Source organism: Streptomyces sp. SCL15-4 (assembly GCF_033366695.1).
Classification (GTDB): Bacteria; Actinomycetota; Actinomycetes; order Streptomycetales; family Streptomycetaceae; genus Streptomyces.
Window position 1 is genome coordinate 1076728 of the sequence record NZ_JAOBTQ010000001.1, and the last position, 24875, is coordinate 1101602.

The 24875-nt window shown below is 76.1% G+C and carries 5 protein-coding genes; all 5 read right to left on the bottom strand.

What is annotated here, in order from left to right; translation table 11 throughout:
* Positions 1 to 57 precede the first annotated feature (57 nt).
* The 5 genes from SCK26_RS04490 to SCK26_RS04515 all read right to left on the bottom strand — a co-directional run bounded on the left by SCK26_RS04490 (position 58) and on the right by SCK26_RS04515 (position 24872).
* Entirely contained in the window at positions 58 to 2295 is a 2238-nt protein-coding gene (locus tag SCK26_RS04490) for a SpoIIE family protein phosphatase (protein WP_412080706.1), read from the bottom strand.
* 754 nt (positions 2296 to 3049) lie between these two features.
* On the bottom strand, positions 3050 to 3586 hold the full coding sequence (locus SCK26_RS04500; protein WP_318199942.1) for a choice-of-anchor K domain-containing protein: 537 nt from the start codon (positions 3584 to 3586) through the stop codon (positions 3050 to 3052).
* Positions 3587 to 3735: 149 nt separating this feature from the next.
* Positions 3736 to 4275: a GNAT family N-acetyltransferase gene (locus tag SCK26_RS04505; protein ID WP_318199943.1), complete on the bottom strand. Its 540-nt coding sequence runs from the start codon at positions 4273 to 4275 to the stop codon at positions 3736 to 3738.
* 138 nt (positions 4276 to 4413) lie between these two features.
* Complete coding sequence (locus SCK26_RS04510; protein WP_318199944.1) at positions 4414 to 4617, bottom strand: MbtH family protein; 204 nt, start codon at positions 4615 to 4617, stop codon at positions 4414 to 4416.
* 122 nt (positions 4618 to 4739) lie between these two features.
* Positions 4740 to 24872, bottom strand: a complete 20133-nt coding sequence (locus tag SCK26_RS04515) for a non-ribosomal peptide synthase/polyketide synthase (RefSeq protein WP_318199945.1) — start codon at positions 24870 to 24872, stop codon at positions 4740 to 4742.
* Positions 24873 to 24875 lie beyond the last annotated feature (3 nt).

The window sequence follows — 24875 nt, forward strand, 5'->3', positions numbered from 1 at the left end:
GGCTCTTGCGCACAGAGCGACCTGCGGAAGCGGCCGCACCCGCACCCGAGTGGCGGGTCAGCCGCCGGTCACCAGCTCCGCCCAGACCTGCTTGCCGCCGCTGACCGGCACCGTGCCCCAGGCCGCCGACACGGCCTCCACCAGCCAGATCCCCCGGCCGCCGGTGGCCTCCCAGCCGATCCCGGCGGGTTTGACGGGGCCGCGCGGGGAGGAGTCGGTGACGGCCAGCCGCAGCCGGCGGCCGACCAGGCCGAGGTCGAGCCGGACCGGGCCACCGGTATGCACGAGCGCGTTGGTGACCAGCTCGGAGACCACCAGCAGGGCCGCGTCGACGGTGTCCTGGGGCAGGCCCCAGGAGCGCAGGGTGCGCCGGGTGAAGCGGCGGGAGTGCCGGGCCGCCTCCGGCACCCGCCACACCGTCCAGCTCTCTCTGAGCGGGCGTACGGCCATGCCGTCGTAGCGCATCAGCAGCAGGGCCACGTCGTCGGCGCGGTGGGCGTCGGCGAGCAGCGCGTCGGCGACCAGCCCGAGGTGACCGGGGTCGGCGGCGGCCAGCGCGCGGGCCAGCCGGTCCATGCCGGCGTCCAGGTCCAGGGCCGCCGACTCCACCAGGCCGTCGGTGGTCAGCGCGATCACCGTGCCGGGCTTCAGCCGCAACGGGGTCATCGGGTACTCGGCCCGGTCCAGCACGCCGAGCGGCGGACCGCCCTCGCACCGCAGGATCTCGGCGGTGCCGTCCGGGTGGCGCAGCACCGGCTGCGGATGGCCGGCGCGTACGCACCAGGCGGTGCCCTGCTCCATGTCGACGTCGACGTAGCCGCAGGTGGCGAAGAGGTCGGTCTCCATGTCCAGCAGCAGGCGGTTGGCGTGCGAGACGACCACGTCCGGGGCGTGGCCCTCGGTGGCGTAGGCGCGCAGCGCGGTGCGCATCTGGCCCATCAGGGTGGCGGCGCCCGCGTTGTGGCCCTGGACGTCGCCGATGACGAGGGCCACGTGGTGGTCGGCGAGCGGGATCACGTCGTACCAGTCGCCCCCGACCTCCAGGCCGGCCGTGGTGGGCAGATAGCGGGCGACGGCTGCCCCGCCGGGCAGCCGGGGCAGCCGGCGGGGCAGCAGGGTGCGCTGGAGCATGCCGACGAGTTCGTGCTCGGCGTCGAAGGCGTGGGCGCGCAGCAGGGCCTGGCCGGTCAGCGCGGCGCAGGCGGTGAGCAGGGCGCGTTCGTCGGGGGCGAAGTGGTGCGGGCGGTCCCAGCCGATCAGGCAGGCGCCGGCCATCCGGCTGCCGGCGGGCAGCGGCAGTACGGCGAGACCGCCGGGGCCGACCTCGCCGAGGGCGGGCTCCAGCGCCGAGCCGGCGGGCCAGATCCGGGCACGGCCCGCGCGCAGCGCGGCGGCCAGGGTGGGCATGGCGCGCACCGGGGCGTCGGGCCACTCGGTGCGCCATTCGCTGCGCCACACCTCGGGCCAGGCATCCGGTTCGGGCGGGTCGAGGACGGTGACGACCAGCCGGTCGTTCTCCAGTTCGGCCAAGGCGATCCGGTCGGCCCCAAGCGGTTTGCGCAGGGCGGCCACGACGGCCTGGCCGACGTCCTTGACGGTGCCGGCGGTGGCGAGGGAGGCGGCAAGCCGCTGCACGCGGGCCACGTCGGTGCCGTCGGAGCGCAGGGTGGAGGCGTCGACGACGGTGCCGACGAGCCGGGCGGGACGGCCCTCGCCGCGGGGCAGCAGCCGGCCGCGCAGCCGCAGCCACCGGGGCGGGCCGTCGGGCTGCACGACGCGGAACTCCAGTTCGCGTTCGCCGATGGTCATGTGGTCGGCCTCGACGGCGGACATCAGCGCGGGCAGGTCCTCGGGGACCGTGCGGCCGAGCAGGGTCTCCACGTGGCCGTCGAAGCGCTCCGGACGGATCCCGAACAGCCGCAGGAGTCGCGCGCCGGCCTTCACCCGGCCGGTGTCCATGGCCAGGCTGAAGTCGTTGCCGGCCTGCTCGCCGGTGCCTGCGGCGACGGCCGGTGCGGGCACCGGGATCGCGCGGGCGATCAGTTCCAGACAGGCCCGCTCGTCGGCGCCGAAGCCGCCGGGCTGTCCGCGGACGGCCAGCAGACAGCCACCACCCGGCGGCCCGAGCGGCAGAACGGCCACGGCGATATCGGGGGGCGGGGCGGCCTCGACGATTTCGGGGGGCGGGGCGGCCTCGGCGGTTTCGGGGCGCGAGGTGGCCTCGGCGGTTTCGGGGCGCGAGGTGGCCTCGGCGGGCGGCTCGGCCTCGGCCGCCTCGGAGGGCCGAGCGGACACAGCCGCCTCGGAGGACGGAGCCGACACGGCCGCTTCGGACGGCCCAGCAGACACGGCCGCTTCAGAGGGCGAAGCAGAACCAGCCGCCTCGGACGGCCCAGCAGACACGGCCGCTTCAGAGGACGGAGCAGAACCAGCCCCCTCGGACGGCCCAGCGGATCCGACCACCTCGGACGACGGAGCAGACCCAGCCGCCTCCGACGATGGAGCGGACACGGCCGCCTCGGACGGCCCAGCAGACACGGCCGCTTCAGAGGACGGAGCAGAACCAGCCCCCTCGGACGGCCCAGCAGACCCGGCCGCCTCGGACGCCCGAACAGAACCAGCCGCCTCGGAGGATGGTGCGGGGCGCTCGTTCGGGTGAGCGGGGGTGGGCCATAGGGGGCGGCCGGTGCGGTGTGCCTCGGCGACCGGGGAGGAGCCGGCGGCGGGGTAGGCGTCCGGGAGGCCGTACAGGGATCGGGGCAGGCCGGCCGACTCGGCGAGGCGGAGCAGCGCGGGGTCGTCGCCGGGCGCGTACACCCCGGCGAAGGAGGCCCCGGCGAGGACCAGCGCCTGCTCCAGGAGGCGGCGGAGCCGATCGGGGGCGGCCGGGGAGGCCGCCAGCGCGGCGAGGGCGGCTTCGGCGCGCTCCGGTGCCGTTCCCGCTCCGCCGGCCGCAGCGCCCTGTCTCACCACCTCGCCATTACAGCGCGGCTCGGCGGCCCGCGCAGCCCCTGTGCGCGGGCCGCGGGCTCCGGGCGCCTGCGGGGGGTCAGGACTCCGGCGCGGTCTTCCGCTGGAACCGGGCGAAGATCCAGGCGCTGTCCGTCTCGCCCTCGGGAACGTTGAAGCCGGTCGCCGTCCGGGTCTCCTGCAGCCTTCTGAAGCCGGTGATCTCCACGTCGTACTCGACGTTGTCGATGTACACCTTCTCGGGCACGTGGAATTCCTGCAATTGCACGATGTCGTTCGGGTTCGGACCTTGGTTGGGTGTCTCGTTGTGACGGAACCGCACATTGATGTCGCGGTCGAAGTTCCCGTTCTCGAAGTGCACCTTGATGGTGAGATACACCCAGAACTGTGACTGCTCCGCGAGGTAGATCGGGTAGTTGTAGTGCGTGAACTGCCCTATCGGGAATTCCCGGCCGTTGAGGATCGCCTCCATCGGGTGGCCTTCGAAGTCATAGCCGCTCACATTGCCGCCGGAGGCGGGCTGTCCCCATCTGATCTTTCCGGTGTTCACTCCCGTGAGACCCGGAAGGTCCGCACTGGTCCCCGTGAATGTGCCGCTGGTCTCGATGAGCCCCACTGCGGGATTCCCCTTTCCCTGGGCTTCGCAGAACGAGTTTCCTGCCGTATTGCTCCCGGATTCCGGGAACAGGTCGTCGCCACTCTATGAGACCGGGACGGGGGTGATGAAACGAGAAAACAGGACAAACGAAAAAGGTGCCGCCCCGCCTATCCCGGCTCCCCGGCGCTCGCCGCCACGCCCGGTTCCCCGGTCGGGACGACCAGCAGCTTGGTGACCGAGCCGTCGTCGCCGACGACGTCCCGGACGTGGCGGAAGCCGAGGCGCCGGCACATGGCCAGGCTGGCGGTGTTCCCGGCACCCACCATGCCGTACGCCTCGGTGAGTCCGAGGTTGTCGGCGGCGTGCCGGAGCAGGCCGCGGACCACCTCGCCGCCCAGGCCGCGCCCCCAGTAGCCGGGCAGGAGGGCGGTGACGAGTTCGTGGCCGTCGACGTTGCCGGTCGGCTTGACCTCGGCGTGGCCGACGTAGCGGCCCTGGAGCCACAGGCCCCACACGTCGAAGCGGCGCCGGGGGTAGACGTCGGTGAGGATGGCGCGGAACAGCTCGCGGATCTGCGGTTCGGGCACGAGGTCCTGCCCCATCCAGCGGCACACCTCCTCGTCGCGCAGCAGGGCGACGAAGACGTCCTCGTGCTCGGGCCGGTAGGGGAGGAAGTCCAGGCGTTCGGTGCGCAGGACGGGGGTCATGGCGGGCTCCTCGGGAGTGATGCGGTGCGGTGGGCCGAGGGCGGTGGGGCGCCGGGGCGGCGACTGGTGGGGGGAAGGGGAAGGGGACGCCGGGCCGGCGCGGGGCCGGCCCGGCGGGTGTCCGTGGCGCCGCGGCGGTCAGGCGCCGGTGTTCTCCATGCGCTCGCGCAGGCTCTTGGGACGCATGTCGGTCCAGACCTCGTCGACGTAGGCGGAGCACTCGGCCTCGGTGCCCTCCTTGCCGACGGGCTGCCAGCCGGCGGGCACCTCGATGTCGACGGGCCACAGGGAGTACTGCTCCTCGTCGTTGCGCAGCACCTGGTAGCGGGTGTTCTCGTCCATGTCGTCTTCCTTCGTCGTGCGGTTCGGGTGGGTGGTGCGCGGTGGCCGGCGGGGTGCCGGCGGGGAGCGGGGGCCGGGCCGGGCGGGCCGCCGGCGCGGGGCCGCGCGGGGGCGGAGGATCGTCACCGGCCTCCCCTGGCGTGCCGGGCGAGGTGGCGCAGGGCGGCGGCGAACTCCTCGGCCACCCGGCGCACGGTCTCGGTGTCGTGGGCGCCGGTCCGGTGGTGCCAGGTGAAGGCGAGCCGGCCGTTCTGGACGGCGCCGACCACCTCCACCGGGTGCGAGCCGGCATCCCGCGGGTCGTGGTCCTGCCCGAAGGAGCCGTGCTCGGCGCGGACCAGGCCGCCGTCCGCGGTGTCGGGGCGGGCGTCCCACTGGCCGAGGTAGTTGAACACCACCTGGCTGTGCGCGGTGCCGCCGAGGCGTTCGCGGACCTCGGGCGGGCCGAAGGTGCGCAGCGCGCCGAAGCCGATGCCGTTGCCGGGTACGGCGCGCAGCTGGCGGCGCACCGATTTCACCAGCGACCGCCAGTCCCGGTCCGGGCCGAGGTCGCCGGGGTCGGGCACCTGGAGGGCGACGGGGTGGACAGTGGTGAACCAGCCGACGGTCCGGGTCAGGTCGACGCCGTCGAGGAGGTCCTCGCGGCCGTGGCCCTCCAGGTCCAGGCGGACCCGGTCGTGCCCGGTCCAGCGGGCCAGCGCCAGGGCGAGGGCGGCGAGCAGCACGTCGTTCACCCGGGTGCGGTAGGCGGTGGGCGCCGAGCGCAGCAGGGCGGCGGTGTCCTCCTCGTCGAGTTCGACGTCCACCGTGCCGGCCGGTCCGGCGCCGGCGTCCGGGGCCGGGGGCTCCTCGGTGTCCACGGCCTGTTCCCAGTAAGGCAGTTCGTGGTCGAGGCCGCCTTCGGCGACGTGCGCGGCGAGCCGCCGGGACCACTCCCGGAAGCTGGTGCCGCGCTCCCCCAGCTCGACCGGGCCGCCCTGGAGGGCCTGCCGGTAGGCGGTCTCCAGGTCGTCGCGCAGGACGCGCCAGGAGACGGCGTCCACGACCAGGTGGTGGGCCACGAGGAGGAGGAACGCGGGCCGGTCCGCCTCCCCGGTGAACAGGGCCGCGCGCAGCTGCGGGCCGCGGGCCAGGTCGAAGCTCGCGTGGAGTTCGTCGGCGGCCTTGGCCATGGCCGCGTCGGCGTCGTCGGCGGCCAGGCCGCTCAGGTCGTGCCGGATCAGGATGTCCTGGCCGGTGGCGGGCGGCGGGTTGAACTGCCGCCAGCCGTCCGTCTCCTGAGTGAACGTCATGCGCAGGGCGTCGTGGTGCTCCAGCAGGGCGTCGAGGGCGGCGCGCAGGGCCCGCGGGTCCGGGGTGGCGGCGAGTTCCAGCAGGGCCGACTGGTTGAAGTGGTGGTGGGCGGCGCGCGGTGTGGTGAGGAACCACTCCTGGATCGGGGTGAGCGGCACTTCCCCGGTGACCGGGCCGGTGGCGGACCGCCCGGGCGCGGCGCGGACGACGGTGGCGAGGTCGGCGACGGTCTGGTGGGTGAACAGGTCCCGGGTGGCCACGTGCAGGCCGTCGCGGCGCAGCCGGGAGACCACCTGCATGCTCAGGATGGAGTCGCCGCCGAGCGCGAAGAAGTTGTCGTCGGCGCCGACCTCCTCGATGCCCAGCACATCGGCCCAGATCCGGGCGATGCGGCGTTCGGTGTCGGTGCGCGGCGCGGTCCGCGGTCCGTCCGCCGCCTGGGCCGGGCCGGGCGCGGGCAGGGCCCGGCGGTCGGTCTTGCCGTTCGGGGTGAGCGGCAGTCGTTCGAGCGGCACGAAGACGGACGGCACCATGTGCGGGGGCAGCAGTCCGGCCAGGTGCAGCCGCAGTTCGCCGACGGGCAGGGCGGCGGTGCCGGACGGCTGCGCGGGGACGACGTAGGCGACGAGCCGGGCCGGCGCGCCGGCCGGTTCCGCGCGGACGACGACGACGGCGTCCCGTACCAGGGGGCTGCGGCGCAGCGCGCTCTCGATCTCGCCGGGTTCGATGCGGTAGCCGCGCAGCTTGACCTGGTCGTCGGCGCGTCCGGCGAACCGGAGCCGGCCGTCGGCGGTCCACCGGACCAGGTCCCCGGTGCGGTACATCCGCTCTCCCGGCGCCCCGGACGGGTCGGGCAGGAACCGCTGGGCGGTCAGTCCCGGCCGGCCCAGGTAGCCGCGGGCCAGGCCGGGTCCGCTGACGTACAGCTCGCCGGTGACGCCGGGCGGTACGGGGCGCAGGGCGGCGTCGAGCACCTGGACGCGGGTGGCGCCGGCGGGACGGCCGATGGACGGGGTGCCGGTGCCCGGGGTCAGCGGGCCGGTCCAGCTGGCGACCACGGTGGCCTCGGTGGGACCGTAGGAGTTGATCATCCGGCGGCCGGGGGCCCAGGTGTCGACCAGGTCGGCCGGGCAGGCCTCGGCGCCCACGATGAGGGTGCGCAGCCGGGGCAGGGCGGCGGCGGTCTCGGGCGGCACGGTGGCCAGCGCGGCCGGCGGGATCAGGGTGTGGCTGATCTCCCGTTCCGCGAGCACCTCGGCGAGGCGTTCCCCGACCAGCGGTCCTTCCTCGCCGGTGACCAGCGCGGCCCCGCCGAGCAGGGAGACGCACAGTTCCAGCACGGAGGCGTCGAAGCTCGGGGAGGCGAACTGCAGGACGCGGTCGCCGGGTCCGGCCGCGTACCGCTCGGCGGCGGCCGCGGCGAAGGCGGCGAGGCCCCGGTGGGTGACCACGACGCCCTTGGGGGTGCCGGTGGAGCCGGAGGTGTAGATGACGTAGGCGGGGTGGGCGGGGGTGAGCGCGGTGGTGCGGTCGGCGTCCGTGGGCGCGGTGTCCGGTCCGTCGGCGTTCCACACCTCGGCGGGGTCGCCGAGGACCAGGTGGGCGCCCGCGTCGCGGATCATGAACTCCCTTCGCTGCGGCGGGTAGTCGGGGTCCACGGGCAGGAAGGCGCCGCCGGCCTTGGCGACGGCGAGCTGGGCCACCACGGCCGACGCCGAACGGGGCAGCGCCAGGGCCACCACGCGCTCCGGTCCGACGCCGTCGCGCAGAAGCCGGTGGGCCAGCCGGTTGGCCGTCCGGTCGACTTCCGCGTAGGTCAGTTCCCGGTCGCCGTCGATCAGCGCCACGGCGTCCGGGGTACGGGCCGCCTGTCGTTCGAACAGGGCGGGCAGGGTGGACTCGGGCACCGGGCCGAAGGTGCCGCGGCCCTGGGCCGACAGGGCCATCAGCTCGTCGTCGGAGGCCAGTGGCAGGGCGCCGAGCGGGCGATCGGGGTCCTCGGCGACGGCGCGCAGCAGGGTGCCGAGCTGTGCGGCCATCCGTTCGGCGGTGGCCGCGTCGAACAGGTCGGTGTTGTAGGTGAGCAGGCCGTGCAGGGCGCCGGTGCCGGTCTCGGCGAACTCCAGGGTGAGGTCGAACGCGGCCTGTTCCGACTCCGGTTCGACATCGGTGACGTCCAGGCCGGGCAGGTCGAGACCGGCGGCCGGGGTGTTCTGCAGGACGACCATGACCTGGAAGAGGGGGCTGCGGCTGGTGTCCCGCTCGGGCTGGACGGCGTCCACGACCCGTTCGAAGGGCACGTCCTGGTGGGCGAACGCGTCGAGGACGGTCCGCCGTACGTCGGTGAGGAACGCGCTGAACGGCCGTGCGGCCTCCGGCCGGGAGCGCAGCACCAGGGTGTTGACGAAGAACCCGACCAGGCCCTGCGTCTCGGGCCGGTCGCGCCCGGAGGTGACGGTGCCCACGGCGATGTCCTCGGCGCCCGAGAGCCGGGCCAGGTAGGTCTGGGCGGCGGCGACGAGCGTGGTGAACAGGGTGGTGCCGTGGTCCCGGGCGAGCCGGGTGAGCCGCCGGACGGCCGGTGCGGGCAGCGTCAGCCGGGCGCTCGCGCCGGCGCTGGTGCGCACCGGCGGCCGGGGCCGGTCGGTGGGCAGCTCCAGCGGCGTGGTGCCGGCCAGTTGCTCCTTCCAGTAGGCGAGGTGCTCGTCGGCGGCGGCGGCCCCGGCGGTGCGCTGCCAGTGCGCGTAGTCGGCGTACCGCACCGGCAGCGGCGGCAGCCCGGGCTCGGTGAGGCCGGTTTCGGCGCGGTAGTAGTGGGCGAGGTCGCCGAGCAGGACGGCCGTGGACCAGCCGTCGGTGACGATGTGGTGCAGGGCGAGGGAGAGGACGTGGTCCTGCTCGGCGAGCCGGACCAGGCCGGCCCGCAGCAGCGGGCCCTCGCGCAGGTCGAAGGGGCGGGAGCGGTCCTCCGCGAGCAGCTTGCGCAGCTCCGACTCCCTTGACTGCGCGGCGGTTTGGGACAGGTCGCGGACGGGCAGCGGCACGTCCTGGGCCGGGTGGACGATCTGCACGCCGTGTCCGTCGACGCTGTCGAAGGTGGTGCGCAGGGACTCGTGCCGGGCCACCACGGCGGCGAGGGCCGCGCGGAGCGCGGCGGTGTCCAGGGTGCCGCGCAGCCTGAGGGCGAGCGCGGTCGTGTACTCGGCGCCGCCGGGTTCGAACTCCTGGAGGAACCACAGGCGTTGCTGGGCCAGGGACATCGGCGCCACGGCGTCGCGGGCGACCGGGACGAGCGCCGGGCGGCCGGTGCCGCTCCGGGTGCCGAGCAGGCGGGCCAGGGCGGCCGGGGTGGAGTGGGTGAACACCGCGCGCGGGGTGACGTCGGTGTCGAAGACCTCGGCGAGCCGGGAGGCGAGCCGGATGCTGAGGATCGAGTCGCCGCCGAGCTGGAAGAAGTCGTCCTCCACGCCGGGCGGTTCGCTGCCCAGCACCTCCGCGAAGACGGCCGCCGTGCGGCGCTCGGCCTCGGTGCGGGGCGCGGTCCGGGCGCGCGCCGGCAGGGCCTCCGGCGCGGGCAGGGCGGATCGGTCGACCTTGCCGTTGCGGCTGAGCGGCAGGGCGGCGAGCGGGACGACGGCGGCGGGCACGAGGTAGTCGGGCAGGGTGCGGGCGGCGAAGGCCCGCAGGTCCTCGGTGTCCCGGCCGGCCTCGCCGACGACGTAGGCCACGAGCCGTTTGGCGCCCGGCCGGTCCTCGCGGGCCAGGACGGCGACGTCCGTCACGCCCGGGTGGGCGGCGAGCGCGGCCTCGACCTCGCCGGGTTCCACCCGGAAGCCGCGGATCTTGACCTGGTCGTCGGCCCGGCCCAGGAACTCCACGGTGCCGTCCGGGCGCCGCCGGGCCAGGTCGCCGGTGCGGTACATGCGGGCGCCGGGCGGGCCGAGCGGATCGGCGAGGAAGCGGGCGGCGCTCTCGCCGGGCCGGCCCAGATAGCCGCGCGCGACGCCCTCGCCGGCCAGGTACAGCTCGCCCGGGCAGCCCGGCGGTACGGGGCGCAGCCGGGCGTCCAGGATGTGCGCCCGCATGTCGTCCAGCGGCCGGCCGATGGGCACGGTGGCGGGCACGGCCGCCGGCTCGGTGAGGGCGAAGGAGGTCGCGAAGGTGGTGGTCTCGGTGGGACCGTAGCCGTCCACGACGGTCAGCCCGGGGCAGGCGGCCAGCACCCGGCGCACGGCCGGGGCGGGCACGACGTCGCCGCCGGTCCACACCTGCCGGATACCCCGGAAGCAGTCGGGGGCGTCCTGGGCGAGCAGCCGGAACAGTCCGGCGGTCAGCCACAGCGCGGTCGGCGCGCCGTCGGCGGCGAGCCGGCGCAGCAGGGCCGCGTCCACGGTGCCGCCGGGCGCGACGACCACGCGGCCGCCGTTGAGGAGCGGCGCCCACACCTCGAAGGTGGCCGCGTCGAACGCCACCGGCGAGTGCAGCAGCACCCGCTCGCACACCCCGCCGCCGAACCGGCTGTCGGTGGCCAGCGCCGCCACGTCCCGGTGCCGCACCGCGACGGCCTTGGGCAGTCCGGTGGAGCCGGAGGTGAACATCACATACGCCAGCCGGTCGGGGTCGGGAGCGGGCAGCGGCCGCGTCCCACCGCCGTGCGCGGACCGGTCGGACGCGGACCCCGGCCCTCCGGCTCCGCGCACGGACCGATCAGCTGCCTCCGCGTCCGCGCCGTCAGCGGACCGGTCTGACGCCTGCGCGTCCAGTCCGCGCGCGGGCCGGTCGGGACCGGTCTCCCGTGCTCCCTCCGCGAGGGTGCCCGGTGCCGCCGGCCGGGTGGTGCCGGCGGGCGGTGTCCGGTCCGCCGTGGCGCCGGGGCGGGCCGCGGTCACGTCGGCCGCCGTGAGACGGATGGCCGCGCCCGCCTGGGTGAGCAGCGTGCGGCGGCGCTCTTCGGGGGCGCGGGAGTCGACGGGGACGTAGGCGCCGCCGGCGAGGAGCACGGCGAGCTGGGCGACGACGAGTTCTGCGGAGCGGTCCGGCAGCAGGGCCACCCGGTCCTCGGGCGCCAGCCCGCCGGCGAGCAGCCGGCCGGCCAGCGCCCGCGCCCACTCGTGCAGTTCGCGGTAGGTCAGCTCGCGGTCGCCGTCCTGGACGGCGATCGCGTCCGGGGTGCGGCGGACCTGTTCGGCGAACAGGTCCACGGGGCTGCGCGGGACGGCCGGGCGGGCGGTGGTGTTCCAGGCGGCCAGCAGCTCGCGGTCGGCCGGGGTGAGCAGGTCCAGGTCGGCCAGGTCGGTGTCGAAGCCGTCGGCGAGGGCGGCGAGCAGCGCGGCCAGCCGGCCGGCGGCGCGCTCGGCGGTGCCGGCGTCGAACAGCGCGGGGTCGTAGGCGAGGTCGAAGCCGAGCCGTTCGTCGAGGTGGGCGCGCAGGCACCAGGCGAAGGTGGTGGCGTCGTCGGCGCGCACCTCCTCGACGCGGACGCCGGTGCGGGCGGTCGCCGACTCGTCCACGGGGTAGTTCTCGAACACCACCATGCTGTCGAACAGCGGCTCGCCGGGCGGTACTTCGCCGAGGGCCTGGATGCGGGACAGGGCGAGGAAGTCGAAGCGACGGGCGTCGCTCTGCCGTTCCTGGAGGTCGCGCAGCCACGGCAGCACCGGCCCCGCGGGAATCCGTACCCGGGTCGGCACGGTGTTGACGAACATGCCGATCATGCCTTCGACGCCGGGCAGTTCGGCCGGGCGGCCGGAGACGGTGGTGCCGAACACCACGTCGTCCCGGCCGCCGGAGCGGGCCAGCAGCAGCGCCCAGGCGCCCTCCACCACGGTGTTGACGGTGAGTCCGGCGCGGGCGGCGCTCTCCCGCAGCCGCCGGGAGACCCCGGCGTCCAGCTCGTGGTGGACGGCCGCGGCGGAGCGGGCGCGGTGGGCCTCGGCGGGCGTGCGGTCGTACGGCAGCGGGGTGCGGGCGGTGAACCCGGCGAGCGCGTCGGCCCAGTGCCGTTCGGCGGCCGTCTCGTCCTGCGCGCCGAGCCAGTGCAGGAAGTCCGCGAAGGGCCGCCGCACGGGGGGTGCCTCGCCGGGGCCGCCGGTGAGGGCCGCGTAGCGTGCGCAGACCTCGGTGAGCAGCTGCCCGGTGCTCCAGCCGTCGAGGACGATGTGGTGGGTGGACCACAGCAGCAGCACCTCGTCGCCGGGCAGGGCGGCCAGGGTGAGCCGGGTGAGCGGCGCGGTGGTGAGGTCCAGGCCGGCCGCGCGGTCCTCGGCGAGCAGCCGCTCGGTGTGCTCGGCGCGTTCGGCGGGCGTGAGAGCGCGCCAGTCGAGGTGGGTGACGGGCAGTTCGGCGTGGCGGTGGACGAGCTGGACGGGACGGGGCAGGCCGTGCCAGTGGACGCTGGTGCGCAGCGCCGGGGTGCGGTCGGCGACCTGCTGCCAGGCGGTGGCGAAGGCGTGCGGGTCGGCCACCCCGGACAGCCGTACGGCCGTACGGTCGAAGTAGGCGTGTTCGGTGTCGACGAGGCCGTGGAAGAGCATGCCGGACTGGAGCGGGGTGAGCGGCAGCACGTCCTCGATGTGCCTGCCGGTGCCGACGAGCCGGTCCAGCTGTTCCTGGCCGAGGCCGGCGAGCGGGAAGTCGGAGGGCGTACGGCCGCCGGTCCCGGGGTCCGCGCAGTGCGTCACGATCTCGCGCAGGGCGGCGAGGGTGTCCTCGGCGAGCCGGCGGACGGTGGCCTCGTCGTAGACGGCCGCCGGGTAGGTCCAGCCGAGTTCGAGGCGGCCGTGCTGCACCACGCCGGTGATGTCCAGCAGGTAGGGGCGGGGTTCGTCCGGGTCGGTGTCGCGGCCGGCCGGGGGCAGCGCGCCGCGGATCAGGCCGTCGGCGCCGTCGGCGTCCCACCGGCCGTGGTAGTTGAAGCCGACCTGCGGTGCCGGGGCGCCGGCGAGGGGGCTGCCGGGCACCAGGTGGCGCAGGGCGCCGTGGCTCAGGCCGTGCAGCGGGACCGCGCGCAGCTGTTCCTTGACCGAGCGGAGGGTGTCGTGCCAGCCGGCGTCCGGCGCGACGCGCAGCGCGAGCGGGTACTCGGCGGTGAACCAGCCGACGGTACGCGACAGGTCCACGTCCTCGAACAGCTCCTCGCGGCCGTGGCCCTCCACGCCCAGCAGGACGGTGTCGCGTCCGCACCAGCGGGCCAGGGTGCGGCCGAGGGCGCTGAGCAGGACGTCGTTGACCTGGGTGCGGTAGGTCTCCGGGACCCGGCGCAGCAGGGCGTCGGTGGCGGCCGGGTCCAGGGTGACGGTGAGGGTGGCGGCGGTGCCGTGGGTGTTGGGGCCGGGGCGTCCGGCGGGCAGCCCGGCGGGGGCCGTGCCGGTGCGGGTCCAGTACGGCAGGTCGGCGTCCAGGGCGCCGGAGCGGGTGTGCCGCTGAAGGCGGGCGGCCCAGTGGCCGTAGGAGGTGCCGGTGGCGGGCAGGTCGGCGGGCCGGCCGGCCGCCGTCGCCCGGTGGGCGTCCTCCAGGTCCGCGAGCAGGATGCGCCAGGACACTCCGTCGATCACCAGGTGATGGACGGTGACGACGAGTTGGCCGGGCCGCTCCGGGCCTCGGTCGAGGAACAGGACGCGCAGGACCCGCCCGGCCGTGGGATCGAGGCCGGCCTGCGCCTCCTCCGTCAGCCGCTGGGCCTCGCTCTCCAGCGCCGGGTCGTCGAGCGCGGCCACGTCGTGCCGGCTGAACACGCCGTCCGGGGCCTCGGGCAGCGCCTCCTGGCGCCAGCCGTCGGGAGTGCGGCGGAACCGGGTGCGCAGCGCGGCGTGCCGGCGGACGACCGCGTGGACGGCCTGTTCCAGCGCCGGGGTGCCGGTGCCGGCGGCGAGTTGCAGGCGCTGGGTCATGGTGAACCGCAGCGGCCGAGCGGGATCGCGGCCGTCCAGGTACCAGTGCTGGATCGGGGTGAGCGGCGCCTCGCCGGGCTCCTCGGCGGCGGCCCGGTGGGGCGCCGATTCCTTGGCGCGCAGGGCGAGTTCGGCGACGGTCTGGTGCCGGAAGACGTCCTTGGTGGTGAGGGCGAGTCCGGCCTGCCGGGCGCGGGAGACGATCTGGATGCTCAGGATGGAGTCGCCGCCGAGGGCGAAGAAGTTGTCGCGGGCGCCGACGCGTCCGACGCCGAGCACCTCGGCCCAGATCGCGGCCAGGCGTTCCTCGGTGCCGGGCCGGGGGGCGACGTAGGGGGTGGTGCTGTCGGGCTGCTCGGGCGGGGCGGGCAGGGCGCGCCGGTCGGTCTTGCCGCTGGTGGTGCGCGGGATGCGGGCGAGCGGGACGAACGCGGCGGGCACCATGTGGTCGGGCAGGCAGGCGCGCAGCGCGAGCCGCAGCGCGTCGGCGGACGGTACGCGGCCGGCGGCGGGCACCACATAGCCGACGAGCATGAGCCGGCCGGCGTGTTCCCGGGCGGCCACCGCGGCGTCGGCGACGTCGGGGTGGTCCAGCAGGGCGGCTTCCACCTCGCCGGGCTCGATGCGGAACCCGCGGATCTTGACCTGTTCGTCCGCGCGGCCCAGGAACTCCAGCAGCCCGTCCCGGTCCCAGCGGGCCAGGTCCCCGGTGCGGTACATCCGCTCGCCCGGCGCGCCGAAGGGGTCGGCGAGGAAGCGGGCGGCGGTCAGGCCGGGCCGGTTCAGATAGCCGCGGGCCACCTGCGCCCCGGCGAGGTACAGCTCGCCGGGCACGCCGGGCGGCACCGGATCGAGGGCGCCGTCGAGGACGTAGGCGCGCAGGCCTCCGCCGGGGCGGCCGATGACGGGGCGGTCGGGCCGGTCGGCGGCGCGGCCGTACACCGCGTCGACGGTGCACTCGGTGGGCCCGTACATGTTGTACACGGCGACGCCCAGTTCCCGTTCGGCGCGCACGAGTTCGCGCCAGCCGGCCGGGGTGACGGCCTCGCCGCCGACGAGCAGCAGGCGCGGGTGGTGGCGGCCGGGGGCGAGCAGTCCGGCGGCGGTCAGTTCGCGCAGGAACGACGGGGTGACGTTGACCAGGTCCAGGCGGTGCGCGGCGACCTGGGCGCAGAACGCCTCGGGGTCCAGGCGGACGTCCTCGTCGATGAGGTGCACCTCGTGGCCGAGGGCGAGGAGCAGCGGGCCCTCCCAGGAGGTGTCGAAGGAGAAGGAGGCGCTGAGCGCGGCGCGCAGCCGGTGTCCGTCCGCGGTGTGCGCGGCGAGCAGACCCTCGCGGTGGTCGTGGCAGAGGTTGACCAGCTGCCGGTGTTCGACGGCGACGCCCTTGGGACGGCCGGTGGAGCCGGAGGTGTAGACGAGGTAGGCGGTGTGTCCGGGCAGCAGGGGCCTGATCCGGTCGGCGTCGGTCGGGTCGTGGTCGGGCAGCCGGTCCCAGGGCACCTCGCCGAGGCCGGTCAGCAGGGTGTGCGGGCGGGCGTCGGCGAGGAGGAAGTCCTGCCTGCGCTCGGGCAGCGCGGGGTCGAGGCAGAGCAGGGTGGCGCCCGCCTTGAGGACGGCGAGCAGGGCGACCATCAGGTCGGTGGTGCGCGGCAGCCGTACGGCGATCACGTCCTCGGGACCGGCGCCCCGGGCGATGAGGTGGTGGGCGAGCCGGTTGGCGCGCCGGTTGAGCGCGGCGAAGTCCAGGGTGGTGTCGCGGGCGGCCAGTGCGGTGTGGTGGGGGGTGCGGGCGGCCTGGGCCTGGAAGAGGGCGGGGAAGGTGGTGTCCGGCGCGGGCAGCGGGGCGCCTTGGCCGTCGCGGAGCACCTGGCGCCGTTCGTCGCCGGTCATCAGCGGCAGCCGGCCCACCGTCCGCCCGGGGTCCTCGGCGGCGGCCTCCAGCAGGACGCGCAGCCGGGCGGCGAGGCGTTCGGCGGTGTCGGTGTCGAACAGGCCGGTGTTGTACTCCAGATGGCCGGTGAGGCCGCCGTCGCTCTCCACGAAGTCGAAGGCGAGGTCGAAGGCGGCGGTGCGGACCGGCGGGGTGACCGGCTCCACCGCCAGGCCGGGCAGCCGGGGCGGCTCGGCGTCGAGGTTGTGCAGGGCGACCATGACCTGGAACAGAGGGGTGCGGCTGGTGTCCCGTTCGGGCTGGACGGCGTCCACGACGCGTTCGAAGGGCACCTCCTGGTGGGCGAACGCCTCCAGGACGGTGGTGCGCACCCCGGCCAGCAGCTCCCGGAAGGAAAGCTCGGGACGGACCCGGGCGCGCAGCACCAGCGTGTTGACGAACATGCCGACCACGTCGTGCAGTTCGGGCCGCTCGCGGCCGGCGGTGACGGTGCCGACGGTGACGTCCTCCTGGCCCGCCCAGCGCGCGAGGAGGACCTGGCAGGCCGTCACCAGGGTCATGTAGAGGGTGGCGTCGGCCTCCCGGCCGCGCTCGCGCAGCCGCTCGGTGAGCGCGGCGGGCAGGGTGAAGGTCAGCAGGGCGCCGGTCCGGGTGCGGACGGCGGGGCGCGGCCGGTCGGTGGGCGGCTCCAGCGGGGTCACGCCGGCCAGGGCCTCGCGCCAGTAGGCGAGGTCGGACTCGGCGCGTTCGGTGCGGGCGCGCTGCCAGGCGGCGTAGTCGGTGTAGCGGACGGGCAGGCCGGGCAGGTCGGGGCGGCGGTTCTCCAGGGCCGCGGTGTACAGCTCGCCGAGGTCCCGGGCCAGCACACCGCCGGACCAGCCGTCGGTGACGATGTGGTGGACGGCCAGGACGAGGACGTGCTCGCGGTCGGCGAGCCGGGCCAGGCGGGCGCGCAGCAGCGGCCCGGTGGCCAGGTCGAAGGGGGTTGCGGCTTCCCGTTCCAGCAGGGCGTCCAGGGCGCTGTCGTCCGCGAGGTCGTCCACCGGGAGGTCGACGGGCCGGGCCGGGTGCACGAACTGCCGTGCCTGGCCGTCGTGTTCGGCGAACGTGGTGCGCAGCGCCTCGTGCCGGGCGACCAGCGCGTCCAGCGCGGTGCGCAGCGCGCCGGTGTCGAGCGGGCCGCGCAGCCGCAGCGCGGACAGGGTGGTGTAGTCGGTGCCGCCCGGCTCGAACCGGTCGAGGAACCACAGGCGTTGCTGGGCGTACGACAGGGGGGCCGGGGTGTCCGGGTCGGCGGCCGGGATGGTGCCGGCGGTGTCGCCGCCGCCGGGTTCGTCCAGCGCGGCGGCCAGGGCGGACAGCGTGGAGTGGGTGAACAGCAGCCGGGGCGAGACGTCGGTGCCGAAGGCTGCGCGCAGCCGTGAGGTGACGCGGACGGCGAGGATGGAGTCGCCGCCGAGGGCGAAGAAGTCGTCGTCGGCGCCGACCTCGTCGGTGTCCAGGACGTCCGTCCAGGCGGTGGCGACCAGCCGTTCGGCCCGGGTGCGCGGCGGGGTGCGGGTGGCGTCGGCGGCGAAGCCGTCGGGGCCGGGCGCGGGCAGGGCGCGCCGGTCGAGCTTGCCGTTGACGGTGAGCGGCAGCGCGGCCATCGGCACATAGGCGGCCGGCACCATGTGCGCGGGCAGCAGGCCCTCCAGGTGGGCGCGGAGTTCGGCGGCGGACGGGGGCGGCACGGCGCGGTCGCCGGTGCCGGTGCCGACGACGTGGGCGACCAGCCGGCGGGTGCCGGCGGCGTCCTCGTACACGCCGACGGTGGCCGCGCCCACGCCCGGGTGGCGGTGCAGGGCGGCCTCGATCTCGCCGGGCTCGATGCGGTAGCCGCGGATCTTCACCTGCTGGTCGGCGCGGCCCAGGTACTCCAGGGTGCCGTCGGCCCGCCAGCGGGCCCGGTCGCCGGTGCGGTACATGCGGCTGCCGGGGCGTCCGAACGGGTCGGCGGGGAAGCGGGCCGCGGTGAGACCGGGGCGGTTCAGATAGCCGCGGGCCAGGCCCTCGCCGGCGACGAACAGTTCGCCGACGGCGCCGGGCGGCACCGGCTGGAGGCGACCGTCGAGGACGTAGAGCCTGAGGTCGGGGATGCCGGTGCCGATGGGGCTCGCGGTGCCGGCGCGGGCCGCGGCGGCGTCCAGCGGCGCGTAGGTGACGTGCACGGTGGTCTCGGTGATGCCGTACATGTTCACCAGGCGGGGCGCGGTGTCCGGGTGGCGGGCGTACCAGTCGGCGAGCCGGGCGACGTCCAGCGCCTCGCCGCCGAACACCACCGTCCGCAGCGCCAGCCGTTCGCTCACCTCGGGCAGTTCGGCGTCGGCGCGGATCAGCGGGTAGAAGGCGGAGGGGGTCTGGTTGAGGACGGTGACCCGTTCGTCGGCGAGCAGGCGCAGGAAGTCCTCCGGGGAGCGGGCGGTGTCCTCGGGGACGATCACGAGCCGGCCGCCGTGCAGCAGCGGGCCCCACAGCTCCCACACCGAGAAGTCGAAGGCGTAGGAGTGGAACAGCGTCCACACGTCGTCGGGGCCGAAGCCGAACCAGGGCCGGGTGCGGCCGAACAGGCGGACGACGTTGGCGTGCGGGACGACGACGCCCTTGGGCAGGCCGGTGGAGCCGGAGGTGTAGATGGCGTAGGCGGGGCTCTCGGGCAGGGCCCGGCGGGGCGGGCCGGCGGCCGGGCGGCGGGCCAGGTCGGCGCGTACGTCCGGGTCGTCCAGCAGCAGCCGGGGCACGCCGGTTGCGGCCGCGGTCCGCCGGGTGGTCACCAGCGTCACCGGCCGGGCGTCGTCCAGCAGGTGCCGGACGCGGTCGGCGGGCAGGGCCGGGTCGACGGGCAGATAGGCGGCGCCGGTCTTGAGGACGGCGAGGACGGCCACGACGAGGTCGGTGGAGCGGGGCAGGGCGAGGGCGACGAACGTCTCCGGTCCGGCGCCGAGTTCGGCGAGCCGGTGCGCGAGCCGTCCGGCGCGCGCGTCCAGGGTGGCGTAGTCGAGCCGTTCGCCGCCGCAGGTGACGGCCTCGGCGCCGGGTGTGCGGGCGGCCTGGGCGGCGAACAGGGCGTCCAGGGTGTCGGCGGGCCGGCCCTCCTCGGTGCCGTTCCAGTCCGTCAGCAGCCGGCGCCGTTCCTCGGCGGTCGTCCAGGCGAGGGCGTGCGGCGGCCGGTCCGGGTCGTCGGCCAGCTCGGTGAGCAGCAGGCACAGCCGGTCGGCCAGGGAGCGTACGGTCGGGGCGTCGAACAGCTCGGGGTCGTAGGCGAGGTCGAAGCCGAACCGCTCGCCCTGGTAAGCCCGCAGGACCAGCGGGTAGTTGGTGGCGTCGCGGGAGGAGACGTCGGCCAGCCGGATGCCGGTGGTGGCCGAACGCGCCTCGTCGAAGGGATAGTTCTCGAAGGCGACCATGCTGTCGAAGAGCGGGCTGCCGGCGGGCACGTCGCTCAGCGAGGTCAGCTCGGCGAGGGACACGTCGGCGAACCGCCGGGCCTCGGCCTGCTCCTCCTGGAGCCGCCGGAGCCACTCGGCGGCCGTGCGGTCGCCGTCCACGCGGACCCGGGTGGGCAGGGTGTTGATGAACATGCCCACCATCGACTCGGCGCCGGGCAGGTCGTCGGGGCGTCCGGAGACGGTGGTGCCGAACAGCACGTCCGGCTCACCGCCGTAGCGGGACAGCAGCAGCGCCCAGGCGCCCTGCACCACGGTGCCGAGGGTGAGCCCGGCCGACCGGGCGGTGCGGGCCAGCCGTGCGGAGACCTCCTCGGACAGCCCGGCCGTGTGCACGCCGGCCGAGCGGGTCTCGTGGCCCGGGCGCCGGACGCGGTCGGCGGGCAGCGGGGTGGGCGTGGCGAACCCGGCGAGGACGGCCCGCCAGTGCTCGCGCGCGGCCGAGGAGTCCCGGCCGGCCAGCCAGCGCACGTAGTCGCCGAACGGGCGGCGCGCCGGGGGCCGGGGCGGGGTGCCGGTGGTGAGCGCGGCGTACTCCTCGAAGACGTCGGTGAGCACCTGGGCGAGGCTCCAGCCGTCCAGGATCAGATGGTGGGAGGTCCACAGCAGGTGCAGCCGGGCGTCGGGCAGCCGGACGAGGGTGAGCCGCATCAGCGGGGCGGTGCCGAGGTCCAGGCCGCGCGCGAGGTCCTCGGCGCGCAGCCGCTCCAGCCGGGCGGCCCGCTCCCGCGCGTCGAACTCCCGCCAGTCCGCCTGCTCCACGGGCACGGTGACGTGCCGGTGGACGACCTGGAGCGGCACCGGCACGCCCTCCCACACCACCGAGGTGCGCAGGGCCGGGGTGCGGTCGGTCACCCGCTGCCAGGCCAGGGCGAGGGCGTCGGGGTCGGTGACGCCGTCCAGCAGGAGGGCGGCCTGGTCCACGTACACGTCGTCGGGTCCGCCGACCAGCCGGTGGAAGAGCATGCCCTCCTGGAGCGGGGTGAGCGGCAGCAGGTCCTCCACGTCCCGGCCGTCGCCGGCCAGGCGGTCCACTGCGGCCTGGTCCAGGCGGGCCAGCGGGAAGTCGGAGGGGGTGCGGCCGCCCGTGCCGGGCCGGGCGCAGTGCTCGGCGATGGCGGCGAGCGCGGTCACCATGCCGTCGGCCAGCCGCCGTACGGTGCCGGCGCGGTGCACCTGGTCGCTGTAGTGCCAGGTGATCTCCAGTTCGCCGTCGGCGACGAGTGCGGACACGTCCAGGAGGTGGTCCAGGGGCGCGCCGGGGTCCATGTCGGTGCCGGGTACGTCGGCGACGGGCGTGAAGTCGCCTCCGGCGGGCGCCTCCCACTGGCCGTGGTAGGTGAAGCACACCTGGGGAAGCGGGAGTCCGCCGAGCGCCCGCGCGGCGGGCAGGGGCGATCCGAGGTGGCCGAGGGCCTGGTAGCCGAGGCCCCGGCGGGGCACGGCCCGCAGGCGTTCCTTGGCGGCCTTCAGGGTGGTCCCCCAGTCGTCCGGGCCCGCCGGGACGAGGGTGACGGGGTACTGGGTGGTGAACCAGCCGACCGTGCGGGACAGGTCGGTGCCCTCGGCCGGATCCTCCTCGCGGCCGTGGCCCTCCAGGGCGACGGTCACCCGGTCGGTGCCCGTCCAGTCGGCCAGCACCCGGCCCAGCGCGCTCAGCAGCACGTCGTTGACCTGGGTGCGGTAGACGCCGGGCACCTTGCGCAGCAGGGCCTCGGTGGTGGCCCGGTCCACCCGGGTGCGGACCGTGCGCACGGATCCGGCGAGCGGGGTGCCGGGCAGGTCGACGGGGAGCGGGGCGGGCGGCTCGGCGGTCTCCCGCGTCCAGTAGGGCAGGTCGTCGTCCAGGCCGCCGGCCCGGACCCGCTCGGCGAGGTCGCGCGCCCAGGCGGTGAACGGGGTGTGTTCGGGCTCCAGCCGGGGTTCCTTGCCTATCGCGGCCTGCCGGTAGGCCGTTTCCAGGTCGGCGAGCAGGATCCGCCAGGAGACGCTGTCGACGGCCAGGTGGTGCGCCGCCAGGAAGAGGCGCGGGCGGCCGGGTCCGGTGAGCAGGGCGGCGCGCAGCAGGGTGCCGGTGGCCGGGTCCAGGGCGGCGCGGGCGGCGCCGGCCGCGTCGGCGGGCGGGGTGCCGGGGGCGCAGCGGGTCAGCAGTTCGCCGGCCGGGCCGGTGCCGGGCCGCTGCCGCCAGGTGTCCCCGGTGCGGGTGAAGCGGGTGCGCAGGGCGGGGTGGTGGGCCACCACGGCCTCCAGCGCCCGTTCCAGTGCCTCCGTGTCGAGGTCGTGCGGCAGGTCGAGCAGCATCGACATGGCGAAGTGGCGCAGCGGCCCGTGGGTGGCGAAGAACCACTCCTGGACGGGGGTGAGCGGGGCGGGCCCGTCCTCGTGCGGGCGCCGGGGCGCGGGCACGGCGGTGGTGCGGCGGGTCGCGGCGGCGGCCAGGTCGGCGACCGTCTGGTGCCGGAAGACGTCCTGGGAGCCGATGCCGAGCCCGGCGGCGCGGGCCCGGGAGACGGCCTGGATGCCGAGGATGGAGTCGCCGCCCAGCTCGAAGAAGTTGTCGGTGACGCCCACCCGGTCCACCCCGAGCACCTCGGCCCAGATGCCGGCGAGGGTCTCCTCCTCCGGGGTGCGCGGGGCGGTGAACTGCCTTTCCTCGACGGGGTTCTCGGGTGCGGGGAGGGCGCGGCGGTCCAGTTTGCCGCTGGTGGTCAGGGGCAGCGCGGCCAGCGGGGTGAAGGAGGACGGCACCAGCGCCTCGGGCAGCACCCGGCGCAGGGCCGCCCGCAGGTCGGCGGGGACGGGCCGGGACGCGCCGGGCGCGGGGACGACGTAGGCGGCCAGGCGGGTGTGGCCGTGCGGGTCGGGTACGGGGACGACCGCGGCGGCGGCGATGCCGTCCAGCGCGAGCAGCGCGGCCTCGATCTCGCCGGGCTCGATGCGGTGGCCGCGCACCTTGACCTGGTCGTCGGCGCGCCCGAGGTAGTCGAGGCGGCCGTCGGCGGTCCAGCGGGCCAGGTCGCCGGTGCGGTACATCCGCTCCCCCGGCGCGCCGAACGGGTCGGCGAGGAAGCGGGCCGCGGTCAGGCCCGGCCGGCCGGTGTAGCCCCGGGCGAGCTGCGGGCCCGCGAGGTACAGCTCGCCGCCGACGCCGGGCGGCACCGGCTGGAGCCGGGCGTCCAGCACATAGGCACGCAGCCCGGGCAGGGGGCGGCCCACCAGCGGGCGGTCGCGGTCGTCGATGCGGCAGGACAGCGCGTCGACCGTGCACTCGGTGGGGCCGTAGAAGTTGTGCGCGGTGACGTCCGGGTGGGCGGCCAGCTCCCGCCACAGCGCGGGTCCGACCGGCTCGCCGCCGAGCATGAGGACGCGGGGGTGGTGCCGGGGGTCGGTGAGCAGTCCGGCGGGCAGCAGTTGCCGCAGGTAGGAGGGGGTGAGGTCGAGGAAGTCGATGCGGTGCTCGACCACGTACTCGACCAGCGCGGCCGGGTCCATCCGGGTGGCCTCGTCGACCAGGTGCAGCGGGTGGCCGTCGGCCAGCAGCAGCACGCCTTCGAGTGAGGTGTCGAAGGAGAAGGACGCGGTGAGCGCGACCCGCAGCGGACCGCCGCCCGCCTCGGCGACGAAGCCGGACCGGTGGGCGGCGAGCAGGTGGGCCGCCGCGCGGTGGGGCACGGCGACGCCCTTGGGGCGGCCGGTGGAGCCGGAGGTGTGGATGACGTACGCGGTGTGCTCCGCGTCCAGCGGGGCGCGCCGGTCGGCGTCGGTGGGGTCGGTGTCCGGGGCGGTCGCGGGTACGGCGCCGAGCGCGGCCTCGTCCAGGACCAGGGCCGGGCGGGCGTCGTCCAGCAGGTACCGGACGCGCTCCTCGGGAAGGGCCGGGTCCAGCGGCAGGTAGCCGGCGCCGGCCTTCCACACGGCGAGGATCGCGGTGATCATGTCGGCGGTGCGCGGCAGCCGCAGCGCGACCAGCCGTTCGGGGCCGGCGCCGAGCGCGATGAGGTGGTGCGCGAGCCGGTTGGCGCGGGCGTTGAGCGTGGCGTAGTCCAGCCGTTCGCCGCCCGCGACGAGCGCGAGGGCGCCCGGCGTGCGGGCCGCGCGGCGCTGGAAGATCTCCGGGTGGGTGGCGTCGGGCACGGGCTGCCGCGGGCCGGCGCTCCAGTCGTGCAGCACCTGGCGCATCTCCTCCCGCGAGAGCAGCGGCAGGCTGTCCAGCGGGCGGTCCGGCGCCTCGGCCGCGCCCTGGAGCAGGCGCAGCAGCTGTCCGGCCAGCCGCTCGGCGGTGCCGGCGTCGAACAGGTCGGTGCGGTACTCCAGCAGACCGGTCAGGCCCGCGCCGTCCGGTACGAACTCGATGCTCAGGTCGAAGGTGGCCGCCCGCCGGGGCACGGTGACCGGGGTGGCGGCGAGCCCGCGCGGGGCGGTGGCGGCGGGCGGGGCGGGGTGCAGCAGCACCATCACGTCGAACAGCGGGTTGCGGCCCGCCTCGCGGGGCGCGCCCACCGCCTCCACGATCCGCTCGAACGGCGTGTCGCCGTGGGCGAAGGCGTCGCTCACCGTGCCGGCGGCCTTCGTCAGCAGGTCGCGGAAGGAATCGGAGGCGTCCACCTGGGTGCGCAGCACGACGGTGTTCACGAAGAACCCGACGGTGCGTTCGAGGTCGGTGCGGGGCCTGCCGGGGGTGAGGGAGCCGACGGCGATGTCGTCCTGCCCGGACCAGCGGGCCAGCAGCGCCTGGACGGCGGCGACCAGGGCGGTGTGCAGGGTGCTGTGCCGCTCGGCTGCCAGGTCGCGCAGGCGGGCGGTCAGCGGGGCCGGGACGGTGAAGGTGTGGACGGCGCCCTCGCCCGCCTCCTCACCGCGCCGGGGCCGGTCCAGGGGCAGCTCCGGCGCCACCGTTCCCGTCAACTGCGCCTTCCAGTGCGCGAGTTCGCGGTCGAGGCGGGGGCCGGACAGCTGTGCGCGCTGCCATACGGCGAAGTCCGGGTACTGCGTGGGCACCGGGGGCAGTCCGGGAGCGGCACCGCGCGCCAGGTCGTCGTAGGCGGTGCACAGTTCGTCCAGGACCACGCCCATCGACCAGCCGTCGGTGACGATGTGATGGGCCGTCAGGAGCAGGACGTGCGCGGTCGGCGACTCACGCAGCAGCAGGGCGCGCAGCAGCGGGCCGTGCCGCAGGTCGAAGGGGCGGGAGTACTCCGCCAGCAGGTCCGCGTCCAGGTCGCTCGTGTCCCGGACCGGCAGCGGCACCGGGCCCGCCGGACCCACCAGCTGCACGGGCCGGCCGTCGGTCTCCTCGAAGGTGGTGCGCAGGGCGTCGTGCCGGGCCACGACGGCGGCGAGGGCCGCGCGCAGCGCCTCGTGGTCCAGCGCGCCGGTGAAGCGGACCGCGACCGCGCTGTTGTAGCGGGCGTCGCCGGGCCGCAGCCGGTCCAGGAACCACAGGCGTTGCTGCGCGAACGACAGCGGCAGCGGGCTCTCCCGGTCGGCGCACGGGATGCCTTGCCGGGCGGCGGGCGCGGCGCCGCCGGCGGCCCGGCCGGCCAGGCGCCGCCGCAGCGCCTCCCGCATCTCCTCGGGCAGCGCCTCGGCGCGGTCCCGGCGGGAGGAACCGGAGGCACCGGCGGACGGGGAGGACCCGGCGCGCCGGGCGGGACGGGAGGAGCCGGAGGAGGGAGAAGGGGTCGAAGACGTCATGGT

Coding starts and splice junctions, on each gene's coding strand:
- SCK26_RS04505 (WP_318199943.1), bottom strand. CDS start 4,275: ATGACCCCCGTCCTGCGCACCGAACGCCTGGACTTCCTCCCCTACCGG.
- SCK26_RS04510 (WP_318199944.1), bottom strand. CDS start 4,617: ATGGACGAGAACACCCGCTACCAGGTGCTGCGCAACGACGAGGAGCAG.
- SCK26_RS04515 (WP_318199945.1), bottom strand. CDS start 24,872: ATGACGTCTTCGACCCCTTCTCCCTCCTCCGGCTCCTCCCGTCCCGCC.